This window comes from Janthinobacterium sp. GW822-FHT07H10 (assembly GCF_058798675.1).
Genome location: NZ_JBXAKS010000004.1, coordinates 457,293 through 472,724 on the forward strand (window position 1 = coordinate 457,293; position 15,432 = coordinate 472,724).

The window sequence follows — 15,432 nt, forward strand, 5'->3', positions numbered from 1 at the left end:
ATATGCGGCAGGCACCCCTGACAGTGCCGGTCCTGGAGAGCGTAATGAAAGTACTGGTGGTGGATGATGATGTCGTTTCGCGCATGGTGCTGATGCACCTGATCGACAGCTGCGGCGTGCACGATATCGTGGAAGCCGAGGATGGCGCGGCCGCGTGGGAGCAGCTCGAAGGCGGGCTGCGGCCGGCGCTGTGCTTTTGCGACTTGCGCATGCCGCGCCTGTCGGGCATGGAACTGCTGCAGAAAATCCGCTCCGACAGTGCGCTCGACGCCATGCCGCTGGTGCTGGTCTCGTCCGCCAATGACCACGACACCGTGCGCGACGCCGTGCAGGCCGGCGCCGCCGGCTATATCGTCAAGCCATTCCAGCCGGAGCAGGTGCGCCAGCATATCGACGCCTGCTTCGACATGCCGCTCTTGCCGGCCGAGGCGCCGCAGGAGACGGCGCGACGCCTGGGCATCGATGACGAACGCCTGCTGGCGTATCTGACGGGATTCCAGGAGCAGGTGGGCGCGGCCGGCGGGCAGGTCGATGGCTTGCTGGCGCGCGGCGAACCGGCCCAGGCGCGCCAACTGCTCGAACGGCTGCACCTGGGCTGCCGCACCCTCGGCTTGCAGGGGGCGGCGGCCGACATGGCGGCCTTGCTGCAGGCGGCGGTGCTCGATGGCGACCAGCTGCCCACGGTGCTGGCCGCCCTGGCGCGCAGCGTGGCGCAACAGGCGCGCCTGCTGCGCCAGCAGGACGGCGGCTGAGCACACGCCCGCATACGCTTTTCGCTTGCTGGAAAAATACTTTAGGTTTAAAGTATCTGCTTTCGGCGCATGCCCGCATGCCCGCAACCAGCCAGGATCAGCATGAACAGCGATCTTTCGGATTCCCCCGCGTCACCCCATGACGACTTCGCGCGCACGCACCTGCCGCCGCGCGCACTCTGGCCGCAGCTGTGCTTTGACTTGCCCGAGCTGCAGTATCCGGCGCGCCTGAACTGCGTCGCCGTGCTGCTCGATGACGCCGTCGCCGGCGGTGGCGGCGAGCGCATCGCCATCCATGCCGAAGGACAGCGCTGGAGCTACGCGCAGCTGGCGCGCCAGGTCGACCGTATCGCCCACGTGCTGCGCGGCGACCTGCGCCTGATGCCGGGCAACCGGGTGCTGCTGCGCGGCGCGAATACGCCGATGATGGCCGCCTGCCTGCTGGCCGTGCTGAAGGCTGGCTGCATCGCCGTGCCCACCATGCCGCTGCTGCGCGCGCGCGAACTGTCGACCATCGTGGCCAAGGCCGAAGTGAACGCCGTGCTGTGCGCGCAAGGCTTGCGCGCCGAACTCGATGGCTTGCCCGGCTTGCCGCCCATGCTGTGCTTTGGCGCCGACGATGCTGAACTGGAGCGGCGCATGGCGGCCCATGATGCGCCATTCGCCGCGCACGATACGGCGGCCGACGAGGTCTGCCTGATCAGTTTTACCTCGGGCACGACGGGCGTCCCCAAGGGCACGATGCACATGCAGCGCGACTTGCTGGCCATCTGCGACTGCTTTCCCCGTTCCATGCTGCAAGTGCGCGCCGACGACATCTTCATCGGCACGCCGCCGCTGGCATTCACCTTCGGTCTCGGCGGCCTGCTGCTGTTCCCCCTGCGCTTTGGCGCGGCCACCGTGCTGCTGGAAAAGCTCACGCCCGAGGCCCTGCTGCGCGCCATCGGCGCCTATCAGGCTACCATCTGCTTCACGGCGCCCACCTTTTACCGCCAGATGGCGCCCCTGGCGGCCGGCCACGACGTGCGCAGCCTGCGCCTGTCGGTGTCGGCCGGCGAAGCGCTGCCGCTGGCCACGCGCGACGCCTGGCAGGCGGCGACCGGACTGGCCATGACGGATGGCATCGGCGCCACCGAAATGCTGCACATCTTCATTTCCGCCACGGGCGACGGTATCCGCCGCGGCGCCATCGGCAAGGCCATCCCGGGCTACCAGGCCTGCATCGTCGACGACGCCGGCGTGCCGCAGCCGCCCGGCGTGACGGGCCGGCTGGCCGTGAAGGGGCCGACCGGATGCCGCTACCTGGCCGATCCGCGCCAGCGCGAGTACGTGCTCCATGGCTGGAACCTGACGGGCGACACCTTCGAAATGGACGGCGACGGCTATTTCTATTACCGCTCGCGCAGCGACGACATGATCGTCTCGGCCGGCTACAACATCGCCGGCCCGGAAGTGGAAGAGGCGCTGCTGCGCCATCCGGCCGTGGCCGAATGCGGCGTGGTCGGCCGCGCCGATGCCGAGCGCGGCCAGATCGTCGAGGCGCACGTGGTGCTGAAGGATGGCTTTCCTGCCGGCGACGCGCTGGCAGCCGAACTGCAGGACTTCGTGCGCCAGCAGATCGCCCCCTACAAATATCCGCGCGCCATCCGCTTCCTTTCCGCCTTGCCGCGCACGGAAACGGGCAAGCTGCAGCGTTTCAAACTTCGCACGGATACCCCATGAATATCGTCTGCATCGGCGGCGGTCCCGCCGGCCTGTATTTCAGCCTGCTCATGAAAAAGCAGAATCCGGAGCACCGCGTCACGGTCATCGAGCGCAACCGCCCGTACGACACGTTTGGCTGGGGCGTCGTGTTTTCCGACCAGACCCTGGGCAACCTGGCCGGCGCGGACGAGCCGACGGCGCGCGCCATCCTGCAGGCGTTCAACCACTGGGACGATATCGAGATCCATTTCAAGGGCCAGAGCGTGCGCTCGGGCGGCCACGGCTTTTGCGGCATCGGCCGCAAGCGCCTGCTCAATATCCTGCAGGAGCGCTGCGAGGAACTCGGCGTGGAGCTCGTCTTCGAAACGGAAGTCCAGGACGACCAGGCCATCGCGCGCCAGTATGGCGCCGACCTGGTGATCGCCAGCGATGGCTTGAACAGCCGCATCCGCACGCGCTATGCGGCCAGCTACCAGCCCGACATCGAGGCGCGCCATTGCCGCTTCGTCTGGCTGGGCACGCGCAAGCAGTTCGAGGCCTTCACGTTTGCCTTCCGCCAGACGCCGCACGGCTGGTTCCAGGCGCATATCTACCAGTATGACGGCGACACCTCGACCTTCATCGTCGAGACGCCGGAAAGCGTGTGGCGCGCGGCGGGCCTCGACAGCATGAGCCAGGAAGAGAGCATCGCCTTCTGCGAGGCCCTGTTCGCCGATGAACTCGACGGCCATGGCCTGCTGAGCAATTCGCCGCATTTGCGCGGCTCGGCCATGTGGATCACCTTTCCCCGCATCGTCTGCCGCCAGTGGCTGCACTGGCAGGACGGCGTGCCGCTGGTCCTGATGGGCGACGCGGCCCACACGGCGCATTACTCGATCGGCTCGGGCACCAAGCTGGCGCTGGAGGACGCGATCGAACTGGCGCGCTGCCTTGGCCAGCATGCCGATACGGCTGCCGCGCTGGCCGCCTACCAGCAGGCGCGCGCCGTCGAAGTGCTCAAGCTGCAAAGCGCGGCGCGCAATTCCATGGAGTGGTTCGAGAACGTCGAGCGCTACAGCGCCATGGAGGCGCCGCAGTTCGCCTATTCCATGCTCACGCGCAGCCAGCGCATCTCGCATGAAAACCTGCGCCTGCGCGATGCCGCCTACGTGGACGATTATGAACGGTGGCTGGCGCGGCGCGCCTGCGAAGAGGCTGGCGTGGAGGTGCCGGACGGTCCGCTGCCGCCGATGCTCACGCCGTTCAGGCTGCGCGGCGTGCTGCTGAAGAACCGCATCGCCGTCTCGCCGATGGCGCAGTACAGCGCCGTCGACGGCGTGGCCGGCGACTACCACCTGATGCATCTGGGCGCGCGCGCCATGGGCGGCGCCGGTCTCGTGTTTGCCGAGATGACGTGCGTCTCGGCCGATGCGCGCATCACGCCCGCCTGTCCCGGCATGTACAGCGAGGCGCACACGCAGGCCTGGCGGCGCATCGTCGATTTCGTGCATGCGAACAGCGATGCGAAGATCGCCCTGCAGCTGGGCCACGCGGGAGCCAAAGGCTCGACGCGTCCCATGTGGGACGGCATCGACCTGCCGCTCAAGGAGGGCAACTGGCCGCTGCTGGCGGCGTCGGAGCAGCAATACCTGGCCGGCGTGTCGCAGACGGCGCGCGCGGCGCAGGAAGACGATATGGCGCGCATCGAGCACGATTTCGTGCGCGCCACGCTGGCGGCGGCGGCCGCCGGTTTCGACTGGCTGGAACTGCATTGCGCGCACGGCTACCTGCTGTCGAGTTTTATCTCGCCGCTGACCAACCGCCGCACGGACGAGTATGGGGGCAGCCTGGACAACCGCTGCCGCTATCCGCTGCGCGTGTTTCGCGCCATGCGCGCGGCCTGGCCGCAGGACAAGCCGATGAGCGTGCGCATTTCGGCCCACGACTGGGTCGAGGGCGGCATCACGCCCGATGACGCGGTGCTCATCGCGCGCCTGTTCAGGCAGGCCGGCGCGGACCTGATCGACTGCTCCTCGGGCCAGGTCAGCAAGCTGGAACAGCCCGTGTATGGACGCATGTTCCAGGCGCCGTTCGCCGACCGCGTGCGCAACGAGGCGGGCATCGCCAGCATGGCCGTGGGCTCGATCTTCGAAGCCGACCACGCCAACAGCATCATCGCCGCCGGGCGCGCCGACCTGTGCGCCGTGGGCCGGCCGCACCTGGCCAATCCGGCGTGGACCCTGACGGAAGCGGCGCGCATCGGCTACAGCGGTGCGGGCGCTGGTGCCGCCTGGCCGAAACAGTACCGGCCGGGCCAGCAGCAGCTGGAACGCAATCTGCAGCGCGAGCGGCAACTGGCCGCCGCCAGCTCGGGCCTGAGCCCGCAACAGGTGGCCGCGCGGCTGCTGGAAGGATGACATGACGACGCAAGCATTGATGGACAAGCACGCACTGGTGACGGGGGCCGGCAGCGGCATCGGCCTCGCTTGCGCGGGCGCCCTGCTCGATGCGGGGGCCAGGGTCACGCTGGCCGGGCGCGACGGCGCGCGCCTGGCGCGCGCGCGCCTGCAGCTGGAAGAGGGCGGCCATGCGGGCAGGGTGGCCATCTGCGTGCTCGACGTGAGCGTGGAAGCGTCCGTGCAGGCAGGGTTCGCGCAGGCGGCCGCGCATTTCGGCCGCATCGACATATTGGTCAATAATGCGGGCCAGGCGCATGCGGCGCCGTTCGGCAAGACCGATGCCGCCATCTGGCAGCAGATGCTGGCCGTGAACCTGACGGGCGTGTTCCACTGCTGCCAGGCGGCCATGCCGGGCATGCTGGAGGCGGGCTGGGGGCGCATCGTCAACGTGGCGTCGACGGCGGGCTTGAAAGGCTACCGTTACGTCAGCGCGTATGTCGCCGCCAAGCATGGCGTGATCGGCCTGACGCGCGCGCTGGCGCTGGAAGTGGCGCCGCGCGGCGTGACCGTCAACGCCGTCTGCCCCGGCTACACGGAAACGGAGATGGTGCAGCAGGCGGTGCAGAATATCGTGCGCAAGACGGGGCGCGGCGAAGAGGCGGCGCGCGCCGAGCTGGCGGCCGCCAACCCGCAGCAGCGCCTGGTGCAGGCGCGCGAAGTGGCCGATGCGGTGGCGTGGCTATGCCTGCCCGCGTCGTCCGCCATGAATGGGCAATCGATCGCCGTCGCCGGCGGCGAGGTCATGTAAACAAGATGGATATGATGAATAAAGAACTTGATGCCGCAAGCGATGGCGACGCGGCCGAACCCGTGCTGGACCTGGCCAGCCGCCTGACGCAGGACCACCACCAGTCGCTCAAGCTGTGGCTGCGCATGCTGTCGTGCACGGTGAAAATCGAAAACGAGGTGCGCACGCGCCTGCGCGCCAGCTTTGGCATCACCTTGCCCCGCTTCGATTTGATGGCGCAGCTCGAGCGCTTTCCCGATGGCTTGCGCATGGGCGAGCTGTCCCGGCGCATGATGGTCACCGGCGGCAATATCACGGGCATCACCGACCAGCTGGAGCAGGAAAAGCTGGTGGTGCGCGTGGTCGATCCGAAGGACCGGCGCTCGTACAGCGTCAAGTTGACGCCGGCCGGCCGGCGCGCCTTCGACGAGATGGCGCGCGTGCACGAAGGCTGGATCGCCGAACTGCTGCAAGGCGTCACGCCGGACGACAAGACGCAACTGATCGACCTGCTGTCGCAGATGAAGCAGCAGCTGAACGACACGATAGACAAGTAATCCAACGATAAAGGAAGCACCATGCGCCATCTTCCCGGCCAGCCGCAAGCACTGCCTGGCAACCGCGCCAGCCTGGCCAGCTACGCCGCGCGGCATTTCCTGTTCAGCGTCGATGCCGGCGTCGCCACCTTGACCCTGCACCGGCCCGAGCGCAAGAATCCGCTGACCTTCGATTCCTACGCCGAGTTGCGCGAGCTGTTCCGCGCGCTGGCCTATGCCGACGACGTCAAGGCCGTGGTGATCGCCGGCAGCGGCGGCAATTTCTGTTCGGGCGGCGACGTGCACGACATCATCGGCCCCCTGACGCAGCTCGACATGCCCGGCCTGCTGGCCTTTACGCGCATGACGGGCGACGTGGTGAAAGCCATGCGCGCCTGCCCGCAACCCGTCATCGCGGCCATCGACGGCATTTGCGCCGGCGCCGGCGCCATGCTGGCGCTGGCTTCCGACATCCGCATCGGCACGGCGCGCAGCAAGACGGCCTTTCTGTTTACCCGCGTCGGCCTGGCCGGCTGCGACATGGGCGCCTGCGCCTTGCTGCCGCGCGTGATCGGCCAGGGCCGCGCCGCCGAACTGCTGTACACGGGCCGTTCGATGGCGGGGGCCGAGGCGGAACGCTGGGGCTTTTTCAACCGCCTGGCCGAGCCGGAGGAATTGCTGGAGGCGGCGCGCCTGTTCGCCGCCGGCCTGGCCGGCGGCCCCACCTTCGCGCACGGCATGACGAAGAAAATGCTGCAGCAGGAGTGGAGCATGGGCGTCGACGAAGCCATCGAGGCGGAAGCGCAGGCGCAGGCCATTTGCATGGCCACCAACGATTTCCACCGTGCCTATCACGCCTTCGTGGCGAAGGAACAACCGCAGTTCGAGGGCGATTGAGCATGGAAAAGACACGCGACACCACTTACCTGGACTGGCCATTCTTCGAGGCGCGCCATGCGGAGCTTGAGCGCCAGCTCGATGCCTGGGCGACGCGGCACCTGGACGATGCGCATGGCGGCGATGTCGATGCGGCTTGCCGCGCGCTGGTGGCGCAACTGGGGCAGGGCGGCTGGCTCGCGCATGCCACCGGGGCGGACGGCCAGATCGACACGCGCGCCATTTGCCTGATCCGCGAAACCCTGGCGCGCCACAATGGCCTGGCCGATTTCGCCTTTGCCATGCAGGGCCTGGGTTCGGGCGCCATCGGCCTGTTCGGCAGCGCGGAAAACAAGGCGCGCTACCTGCCGGACGTGGCCAGCGGCAAGCGCATCGCCGCGTTTGCCCTGTCCGAGCCGCAGGCCGGTTCCGACGTGGCGGCCATGGCGTGCGCGGCGCGACGCGACGGCGACGATTACGTGCTCGATGGCGAAAAGACGTGGATCTCGAATGGCGGCATCGCCGACTTTTACGTGGTCTTCGCGCGCACGGGCGAGGCGCCGGGGGCGCGCGGCATCAGCGCCTTCATCGTCGACGCCGACAATCCCGGACTCGAGATCGCCGAGCGCATCGCCGTCATCGCGCCGCACCCGCTGGCGCGCCTGCGCTTTGCCAATTGCCGCGTGCCCGTGTCGCAGCGCCTGGGCGAGGCGGGGCAGGGCTTCAAGGTGGCGATGGCCACGCTCGACGTGTTTCGCACCTCGGTCGCCGCCGCCGCGCTGGGCTTTGCGCGGCGCGCCTTCGACGAAGCGCTGCGCCATGCCACGGCGCGCCAGATGTTTGGCCAGACCCTGGCCGATTTCCAGCTGACGCAGGCCAAGCTGGCGCAGATGGCGACCGGCATCGACGCGGCTGCCCTGCTGACCTACCGCGCCGCCTGGCAGCGCGACCAGGGCCGCAAGGTGACGAAAGAGGCGGCCATGGCCAAGCTGACGGCCACCGAGACGGCGCAGCAGGTGATCGACGCGGCCGTGCAGCTGTTTGGCGGCCTGGGCGTGGTCAGCGAGCACCCGGTCGAACGCCTGTACCGGGAAATCCGCGCGCTGCGCATCTACGAAGGGGCCAGCGAGGTACAGCAGCTGATCATCGCGCGCGAGTTGCTGCGCGAGGCGGGCCACGCATGAACAACGAGGAAAATCCTATGCAAGTGTTACAACCGCCCGGATGGGCAAGACCGCGCGGCTATGCGAATGGCGTGGCGGCCAGCGGACGCAGCGTGTACGTGAGCGGCATGATAGGCTGGGATGCGCAGGGCCAGTTCCATACGGATGACTTCGCGGGCCAGGTGCGCCAGGCGCTGCAGAACGTCGTCGCCGTGCTGGCCGAGGCGGGCGCCTTGCCGGAACATATCGTGCGCATGAACTGGTATGTGCTGGACAAGCAGGAATATGTGGCGGCATATCCACAGATCGGCATCGCCTACCGTGAGCTCATCGGCAAGCATTTCCCCACCATGACGGCGGTGCAGGTGGCCGGCCTGATCGAGGACAGGGCGCGTGTCGAGATCGAAGTGACGGCGGTGGTGCCGGGCTGAATTTCTGCTATGAAATATTGCGTACTAGCATCTAAATAATAAATATAAAAACATTATCTATCGTGTTATATTTGGCAACCGGAAAATACGCCGGTTTTAAATACTGACAGTCGAGGTAGAGGATGCACAATAATTTCAGAGCAGCAAGAAGCGTGGTGCTGGCCGTGGCCGGCATGGGTGTTTGCCTGGGTGCGCAGGCCGGATCCGGTACGTCACTACTCTCTCCCGGCTATCAGGCGCAGCTGGAAACCTGGCTCGGCGAGGGCCGCCTGGCGCTGACGAATGTCTACAGCAAGGCGACGGGCGACACTTCGCTCGATTTTCACAAGGCATCCGATGGCAAGGGGCGGACCTTTTCCATCATGGAAGCGACGAATGCCTCGGGGCAAACCTGGCTCGTCGGTGGCTACAATCCGCAAAGCTGGAGTTCCACCGATGGCATGCATGTGACCATGGAGGACAGCCAGCGCACGGGTTTCCTGTTCAACCTGACGGCGGGCTTCATGCTGCCGCAACTGAAGCAGTATTTCAGCGGCGATGGCATCGGCAGCGGCCAGACGTACAACAAGCACGACTATGGCCCCACCTTTGGCGTCGGCCATGACCTGTATGTGCCGCAGGACTTGACGCATGGCGGCTACTCCTCCCTGTACACCTATAATTACCATGGGCAACCGGCGAGCGGCATCAGCCTGATCGATGGTTCCAGTTTCACGAACCCGAACATCACGTATGGCGCGATCCAGGTGTTTACCATCAGCGCGGTGCCGGAACCGGCCACCTATGGCATGCTGCTGGCGGGATTGATCTTGCTGGCTGGCATGCATGTGCGCCAGCAGCGGACAAGCTTGCGCGCCCGCACCTGAATGCGGCAGTCGCGCTGATATCGGGTACGCTTGCGCGTGCCGCTGGAGCGGCGCGCCCTGTCGCCTGCCGCGTCCGGCATGGCGTCCATCGCGCCGCACCTGCATCGCCGGAAAAATGTTTGATGGTCATCAGCTCATCGCTAGTCGCCTGGGCTGGATGCTGTCGTATGAACAACCACCCACGCTTGGGATCTTGTAGTGTTATTTAATACCTTTTCATTTTTCCTCGTTTTCCTGCCGCTGGCGCTGCTGGGCTACTTTGTCCTGTCACGCTATTCGCTGCGCCTGTCCATCATTTTTCTATTGCTGGCCTCGGTGGCATTCTATTGTTACTGGGATATCGCCTTCCTGCCTTTGCTGGCCCTGTCCATCTGCACCAACTTTGCCGTCGGGCGCAGCATTTCGCTGCACCATGGCCAGGGCAGGCTGCGCCAGGCCAAGCTGTGGCTGATTGGCGGCCTCGTCTTCAATCTGTCCCTGCTCGTGTTTTTCAAGTATTTTGACTTCCTGCTGAGTAATATCGCCGCGCTCACGGGAGCGCCCATCGAGCCCATCGGGATTACCTTGCCCATCGGCATTTCCTTCTTCACCTTCACGCAAATCGCCTATCTCGTCGATTGCCACGCCGGCAAGGTCAAGGATTATCAGCCTGAAAGCTACGGCTTGTTCGTTACGTATTTCCCGCACCTGATTGCCGGCCCCATCCTGCATCACAAGGAGATGATGCCGCAGTTCTCGGAGCCGGCCCGGCATGTCCCGCACCGCGGACGGCTGGTGGTGGGCCTGAGTTTCTTTACCATCGGCCTGTTCAAGAAGGTCGTCCTGGCCGATGGCGTGGCCCGCTTCGTGGGGCCGGTCTTCGACCTGCACCATCAGCACCTGAGCATGCTCGAAGCCTGGGCCGGCGCGCTGGCCTATACCTTCCAGCTGTATTTCGACTTTTCGGCGTATTCCGACATGGCCTATGGCCTGTCGTATATGTTCGGCATCGTCTTGCCCATCAATTTCAACTCGCCGTACAAGGCGGCGTCCATCATCGATTTCTGGCGCCGCTGGCATATCACGCTGTCCAATTTCCTGCGCGACTACCTGTACATTCCGCTGGGCGGCAATCGCAAGAGCGCATTCCTGCGCTACCGCAATCTGCTGCTGACGATGCTGCTGGGCGGACTGTGGCATGGCGCCAACTGGACGTTCTTGCTGTGGGGAATGTTGCATGGCATTTATCTGATCATTAACCATGCCTTGCGCCATGTGCTGGGCGGGCGCAGCAACTGGGCGCTGCGCCTGGGCGGTGCATGCGCCACCTTCCTGGCCGTGGTCGTGGCCTGGGTCTTCTTCCGCGCCACGTCCGTGGGCGTGGCGCTGGACGTGCTGCATGCGATGTGGGGCGGCACCCTGACGCCGGCCATGCGCGAGACCGTGCTGGGCATGAACCGCATCATGGAGCTCGGCAGCTGCCTGGGGTGGCTGGGCGCCTGCGCCGCGATCGCGTTCTTTTTGCCGAATGCCTATGAGCTGCTGGGCCGTGGCTTGCGCCTGGAGCAGGAAAGCCGCCTGGAAGGCCGGCGCGGCAACCTGTTGCTGGGCGCCTTGTTGTTGCTGTGCCTGTTCCTGCTGTCGATCAGCGAGACCCGCGGCGTATCCGAATTTCTGTACTTTAACTTTTAAATCATCATGCGTTCATCCATTACGATAGGAATCGGTGTGCTGCTGATGGCGCTGGTGCTCGAGGCCGTGTTGCAGTGCCTGCCGGTGTCGTCCGGCCTGCGCCTCGAGCAAAGCAGCGCCAGCATGCCGCTCAGCCGCTACCTGCCCCGGCAGGAGTATGTGTATTCCCATGGCTGGGCATTGTCGAATGCGCGCCGCGGCGTCACCAACGGGCAGGGGTTTGCCAATTCCGCCGAGTTCAAGGCCGATGCCGCCGTGCTGGTGCTGGGCGACAGCTTCGTCGAAAGCCTGATGCTCGACTACCCGGACACCCTGCAGGGGGAACTGGATCGCATGCTGGGCGGCGCCGTGGTGTCGGCCGCCAGCTCGGGCAACGGCCTGGCCGATACGCTCGAGATGCTGCGCCACTACGCGCCGCGCCTGCATCCGCGCAACGTGGTCGTGCTGATCGATTCGGGCAATCTGAACAACCTGCTGTTGCCCGCGCCGCGCAGCCACAGCCAGTTCGTGGCCGGTCCCGATGGCGTGCGGACGGTCCACGTCGACTATGCCGAATCAAAGCTCAAGCGCTGGCTCGCGCACTCGGCCCTCGTGCGCTATACCTATTACAACCTGAAGCTGCCGGACTGGATCTCGTCGCTGCGGCGCGAAGCTCCCGCGCCAGGGGCGGACGATGCCGCGCCGGCGGCGCGCGACCAGATGCTGGCCTACTATTTTGCGCAGCTCAAGGCGGTGCCGGGCGCCGCCGACAGGCAAGTGGTCTTTGTCGTCGATGGCGAGCGCAACACCTTGTACGAGCCGAAAAAGGGCAAGCCGTCGTGGCATGGCGACGACCGCCAGGTGTTCATGGCGCAGGCCCGGCAACATGGCCACGTCGTGGTCGACATGCAGCCCGTGTTCGAGGAACATTGGCGCCAGCGCGCCGAGCGGCTCGATTTCCTGCCGATGGATGGGCACTGGAACAAGGTGGCGCATGGCCTGGCCGCGCAGCATGTCTTGCCCGTGCTGTTGCCGGCCCGGCAGCCATAGCGCGGGGCGCTGCACCGCGCCAGGCGGATTTTCCATCGCGCACCGGCGCGCGCTATGTCCATGGCGCGCGCCACCCTGTATAATGCCGCTGCGCGTGTCGCCATCGTACAATGGATAGTACAAGGTCCTCCTAAGACTTAAATGCAGGTTCGATTCCTGCTGGCGACACCACGTTTCCACGCAACGCGCGTCGGCAGCCTGTGATCATCCAGGCGTAGTTACCGGTCGATGGCGATTGAAGTCCGAGTTATCGGTACAATGCGTGCTTCATTCATCCAATCGGCGGCTGTTTTGCGCACCATGCGGTGTGCAGGTAACGGCGCCCGAGCACTCTTACTCATTATGGCTGTCATTTCTCTTTCATCGGCGCAACTTGCGTTCGGTCACGTCGCGCTGCTCGATCACGCGGAATTTTCACTGGAAACCTCGGAGCGGGTCGGTCTGATCGGCCGCAACGGCACGGGGAAATCCTCGTTGCTGAAGGTTATTTCGGGCAAGTTCAAGCTCGATGACGGCTTGTTGGTCATGCAGCAAGGCATCAAAATCGCCTACGTGGAGCAGGAACCGCAATTCGATCCGGAGATGTCGGTGTTCGACGCCGTCGCTTCCGGCATGGGCGAATCGCAGGCATGGCTGAAGGAATACGATGCGTTGACGGGCCAGTTTGGCCAGGGCAACGACGATGAATTGATGGAACGCATGCACGACATCCAGGTCAAACTCGATGCGGCCGATGCGTGGAGCTTGCCGAACAAGGTGGAAACCGTGCTCGACCGTCTGAACCTGACGGGCGACATGCTGATGAAAACCCTGTCGGGCGGGATGCAGAAGCGCGTCGCGCTGGCGCGCGCGCTGGTCTCGGCGCCGGACGTGCTGCTGCTCGATGAGCCGACCAACCATCTGGATTTCACCTCCATCCTGTGGCTGGAAGGCTTGCTGCGCGACTTCAAGGGCAGCGTGCTGTTCATTACCCATGACCGCTCCTTCCTCGACAACGTTGCCACGCGCATCATCGAGCTCGACCGCGGTCGCTTGCTGTCGTATCCGGGCAACTTCACGGCGTACCAGACCCGCAAGGCCGAGCAGCTGGAAATCGAGGAAGTGGAAAACGCCAAGTTCGACAAGTTCCTGGCGCAGGAAGAAGTGTGGATACGCAAGGGCGTCAAGGCGCGCCGCGTGCGTGACGAAGGCCGCGTGCGCCGCCTGGAAGCGCTGCGCCTGACGCGCAATGCGCGTCGCGAACAGCAGGGCCAGGTAAAGCTGGACGTATCGGCTGGCGAACGCTCGGGCAAGATCGTGGCGGACCTGGAAAACGTCTCGAAGATCTATGGCGACAAGGTCATCGTCAAGGATTTCAGCGCCACCATCTTGCGTGGCGACAAGGTCGGCCTGATCGGTGCCAACGGCGCCGGCAAGACCACCCTGCTGAAGATGATCCTCGGCGAAGAACAGTCGGACACGGGCACCATCCGCCTGGGCACCAAGCTGCAGGTGGCGTATTTCGACCAGATGCGCACGCAGCTGAACGAAGAGGCGAACCTGATGGAAACCATCGCCCCGGGCAGCGACTGGGTCGAGATCAATGGCCAGCGCCGCCACGTGATGACTTACCTGAACGATTTCCTGTTCGCCCCGGAACGCGCGCGTTCGCCCGTCAAGTCGCTGTCCGGTGGCGAGCGCAACCGTTTGCTGCTGGCGCGCCTGTTCGCCAAGCCGGCCAACGTGCTGGTGCTCGATGAGCCGACCAATGACTTGGATATCGATACCCTGGAATTGCTGGAAGAGTTGCTAGAAGAATACACCGGCACCGTCTTCCTCGTCAGCCATGACCGTACCTTCCTCGATAACGTGGTAACGCAGGTCATCGTCGCCGAAGGCGAAGGCAAGTGGCGCGAATTCGTCGGCGGCTATACGGACTGGGAGCGCGTGCGCACCTTGCCGGTCGCCACGGCGCCGGCCAGCAAGCCCGCCGTCAAGGCCGAAGCGGCCGCGCCGGCCGCCAAGCAGAAAAAGCTCAGCTACAAGGAGCAGCGCGAGCTCGAGGAATTGCCCAAGCTGATCGCCAAGCTGGAAGACGAGCAATCGGTGCTGGCCGCCGAGCTGTCGCATCCCGACTTCTACAAGAAGACGCCGGCCGAGGGCAAGCGCCTGAACGCGCGCGTGGCCGAGATCGAAAGCGAACTGCTCGAAGCGCTGGAAAAATGGGAACAGATCGAGGCGCGCGCCAACGCTTGATAGTTTTCCCCCTCTCCTGTTGTAATTAAGTTAGGATTATTTGCCACGGCAACGGTTCAGCTTGATATAATTATATAATTATATTTTTTACATCGGGGGATGCATGTTTGTCATGAAAAACACGCGCTCCGGACCACCGCGTCCGGCGCGTGGTCCTGTCGCGGAAGCGCGGCACCATGTTTGACCGTGCCGCCTTGCCCCGGGTAGCGCCATTCCTCGCCTACCTTTCCTTCATCTTCATCGCCGACATGCTGGGCCGGCTCGGCTTTGCCGCGCAGGATTTGCGCTGGCTGTACGCCGTCAAGATCGGCGTCGTGCTGGGCATGCTGCTGTACTGGCGCCGCAGCTACACGGAACTGGCCTGGGTGCCATTGGGCGCGCGCGCGCTGGCCGTGGCGCTGGTGGCCGGCATTGTTGTTTTTTTGCTGTGGATCAACCTCGATGCGGGCTGGATGACGGTCGGCAGCGCCGATGGCTTCGACCCCCGCAATGAGGGCCGGATCGAATGGAGCCTGGTCGTGCTGCGCATCGCCGGAGCAGCCTTGGTGGTGCCCGTGATGGAAGAGCTGTTCTGGCGCTCCTTCCTGCTGCGCTGGATCGACGCCCCGGACTTCCTCGCCTTCCAGCCCCGCCTGGCCAGTGCCAAGGCCTTTGTCATCAGCGTCGTGCTGTTTGGCTTTGAACATAATCTGTGGCTGGCGGGCATTGTTGCCGGTGCCGCCTATACTCTGCTGTACATGCGCAGCCAGTCATTGTGGTCGCCCATTCTGGCGCACGGCGTCACGAATGGCGTGCTGGGTCTCTGGATTGTTTCCGGTGGATACTGGACTTACTGGTAATATTGCCAATCAACTGTTTGCTCTCTCAAAAGACGATATCCCATGTTGAATTCCCCGCCAAAAAGCCACCGTCGCCGGCCGTCTCAGTCGCCCGGCATGCCGCTCATGTCTGTCCTGCGCGCCGCCTGCGTGCTCGTGGCCGGCGGCATGGCCAGTTCGTCGGCC

General features: G+C 65.0%; 13 protein-coding genes and 1 tRNA gene. All 14 read left to right on the plus strand.

Annotation, left to right across the window (positions count from 1 at the left end; translation table 11 throughout):
• The first annotated feature begins 44 nt into the window (after positions 1–44).
• Positions 45–752: a response regulator gene (locus AC1RDJ_RS12760; RefSeq protein ID WP_493027623.1), complete on the plus strand. Its 708-nt coding sequence runs from the start codon at positions 45–47 to the stop codon at positions 750–752.
• A 102-nt stretch (positions 753–854) separates the two neighbouring features.
• Positions 855–2,474 (plus strand): AMP-binding protein, encoded by a 1,620-nt coding sequence (locus tag AC1RDJ_RS12765; RefSeq protein ID WP_071324858.1) that lies wholly within the window; start codon positions 855–857, stop codon positions 2,472–2,474.
• Positions 2,471–4,852: a bifunctional salicylyl-CoA 5-hydroxylase/oxidoreductase gene (locus AC1RDJ_RS12770; protein ID WP_493027624.1), complete on the plus strand. Its 2,382-nt coding sequence runs from the start codon at positions 2,471–2,473 to the stop codon at positions 4,850–4,852. Before AC1RDJ_RS12765 ends, AC1RDJ_RS12770 begins: the two co-directional genes overlap by 4 nt.
• A 1-nt stretch (position 4,853) precedes the next feature.
• Positions 4,854–5,642: an SDR family NAD(P)-dependent oxidoreductase gene (locus tag AC1RDJ_RS12775; RefSeq protein ID WP_493027625.1), complete on the plus strand. Its 789-nt coding sequence runs from the start codon at positions 4,854–4,856 to the stop codon at positions 5,640–5,642.
• An 11-nt stretch (positions 5,643–5,653) separates the two neighbouring features.
• Complete coding sequence (locus tag AC1RDJ_RS12780) at positions 5,654–6,178, plus strand: MarR family winged helix-turn-helix transcriptional regulator (RefSeq protein ID WP_071326639.1); 525 nt, start codon at positions 5,654–5,656, stop codon at positions 6,176–6,178.
• A 21-nt stretch (positions 6,179–6,199) separates the two neighbouring features.
• Entirely contained in the window at positions 6,200–7,054 is an 855-nt protein-coding gene (locus AC1RDJ_RS12785; RefSeq protein WP_493027626.1) for an enoyl-CoA hydratase family protein, read from the plus strand.
• 2 nt (positions 7,055–7,056) lie between these two features.
• Positions 7,057–8,217 carry an acyl-CoA dehydrogenase family protein gene (locus tag AC1RDJ_RS12790; RefSeq protein WP_493027627.1) on the plus strand — a complete coding sequence of 387 codons (1,161 nt, stop codon included), beginning with the start codon at positions 7,057–7,059 and terminating at the stop codon, positions 8,215–8,217.
• 17 nt (positions 8,218–8,234) lie between these two features.
• Positions 8,235–8,627 (plus strand): RidA family protein, encoded by a 393-nt coding sequence (locus AC1RDJ_RS12795; protein ID WP_493027628.1) that lies wholly within the window; start codon positions 8,235–8,237, stop codon positions 8,625–8,627.
• A 122-nt stretch (positions 8,628–8,749) separates the two neighbouring features.
• The gene (locus AC1RDJ_RS12800; RefSeq protein WP_493027629.1) at positions 8,750–9,493 is read left to right on the plus strand and encodes a PEP_CTERM-anchored TLD domain-containing protein; all 744 of its coding nucleotides are present in this window, start codon (positions 8,750–8,752) and stop codon (positions 9,491–9,493) included.
• 198 nt (positions 9,494–9,691) lie between these two features.
• Positions 9,692–11,164 (plus strand): MBOAT family O-acyltransferase, encoded by a 1,473-nt coding sequence (locus tag AC1RDJ_RS12805; RefSeq protein ID WP_071324851.1) that lies wholly within the window; start codon positions 9,692–9,694, stop codon positions 11,162–11,164.
• Between the two features lie 6 nt (positions 11,165–11,170).
• The gene (locus AC1RDJ_RS12810) at positions 11,171–12,193 is read left to right on the plus strand and encodes an SGNH/GDSL hydrolase family protein (protein ID WP_493027630.1); all 1,023 of its coding nucleotides are present in this window, start codon (positions 11,171–11,173) and stop codon (positions 12,191–12,193) included.
• Between the two features lie 96 nt (positions 12,194–12,289).
• A tRNA-Arg gene (locus tag AC1RDJ_RS12815) sits at positions 12,290–12,364 on the plus strand.
• A 171-nt stretch (positions 12,365–12,535) separates the two neighbouring features.
• Positions 12,536–14,428, plus strand: a complete 1,893-nt coding sequence (locus AC1RDJ_RS12820) for an ATP-binding cassette domain-containing protein (protein ID WP_289888650.1) — start codon at positions 12,536–12,538, stop codon at positions 14,426–14,428.
• Between the two features lie 176 nt (positions 14,429–14,604).
• Entirely contained in the window at positions 14,605–15,267 is a 663-nt protein-coding gene (locus AC1RDJ_RS12825) for a CAAX prenyl protease-related protein (RefSeq protein WP_071326638.1), read from the plus strand.
• Positions 15,268–15,432 lie beyond the last annotated feature (165 nt).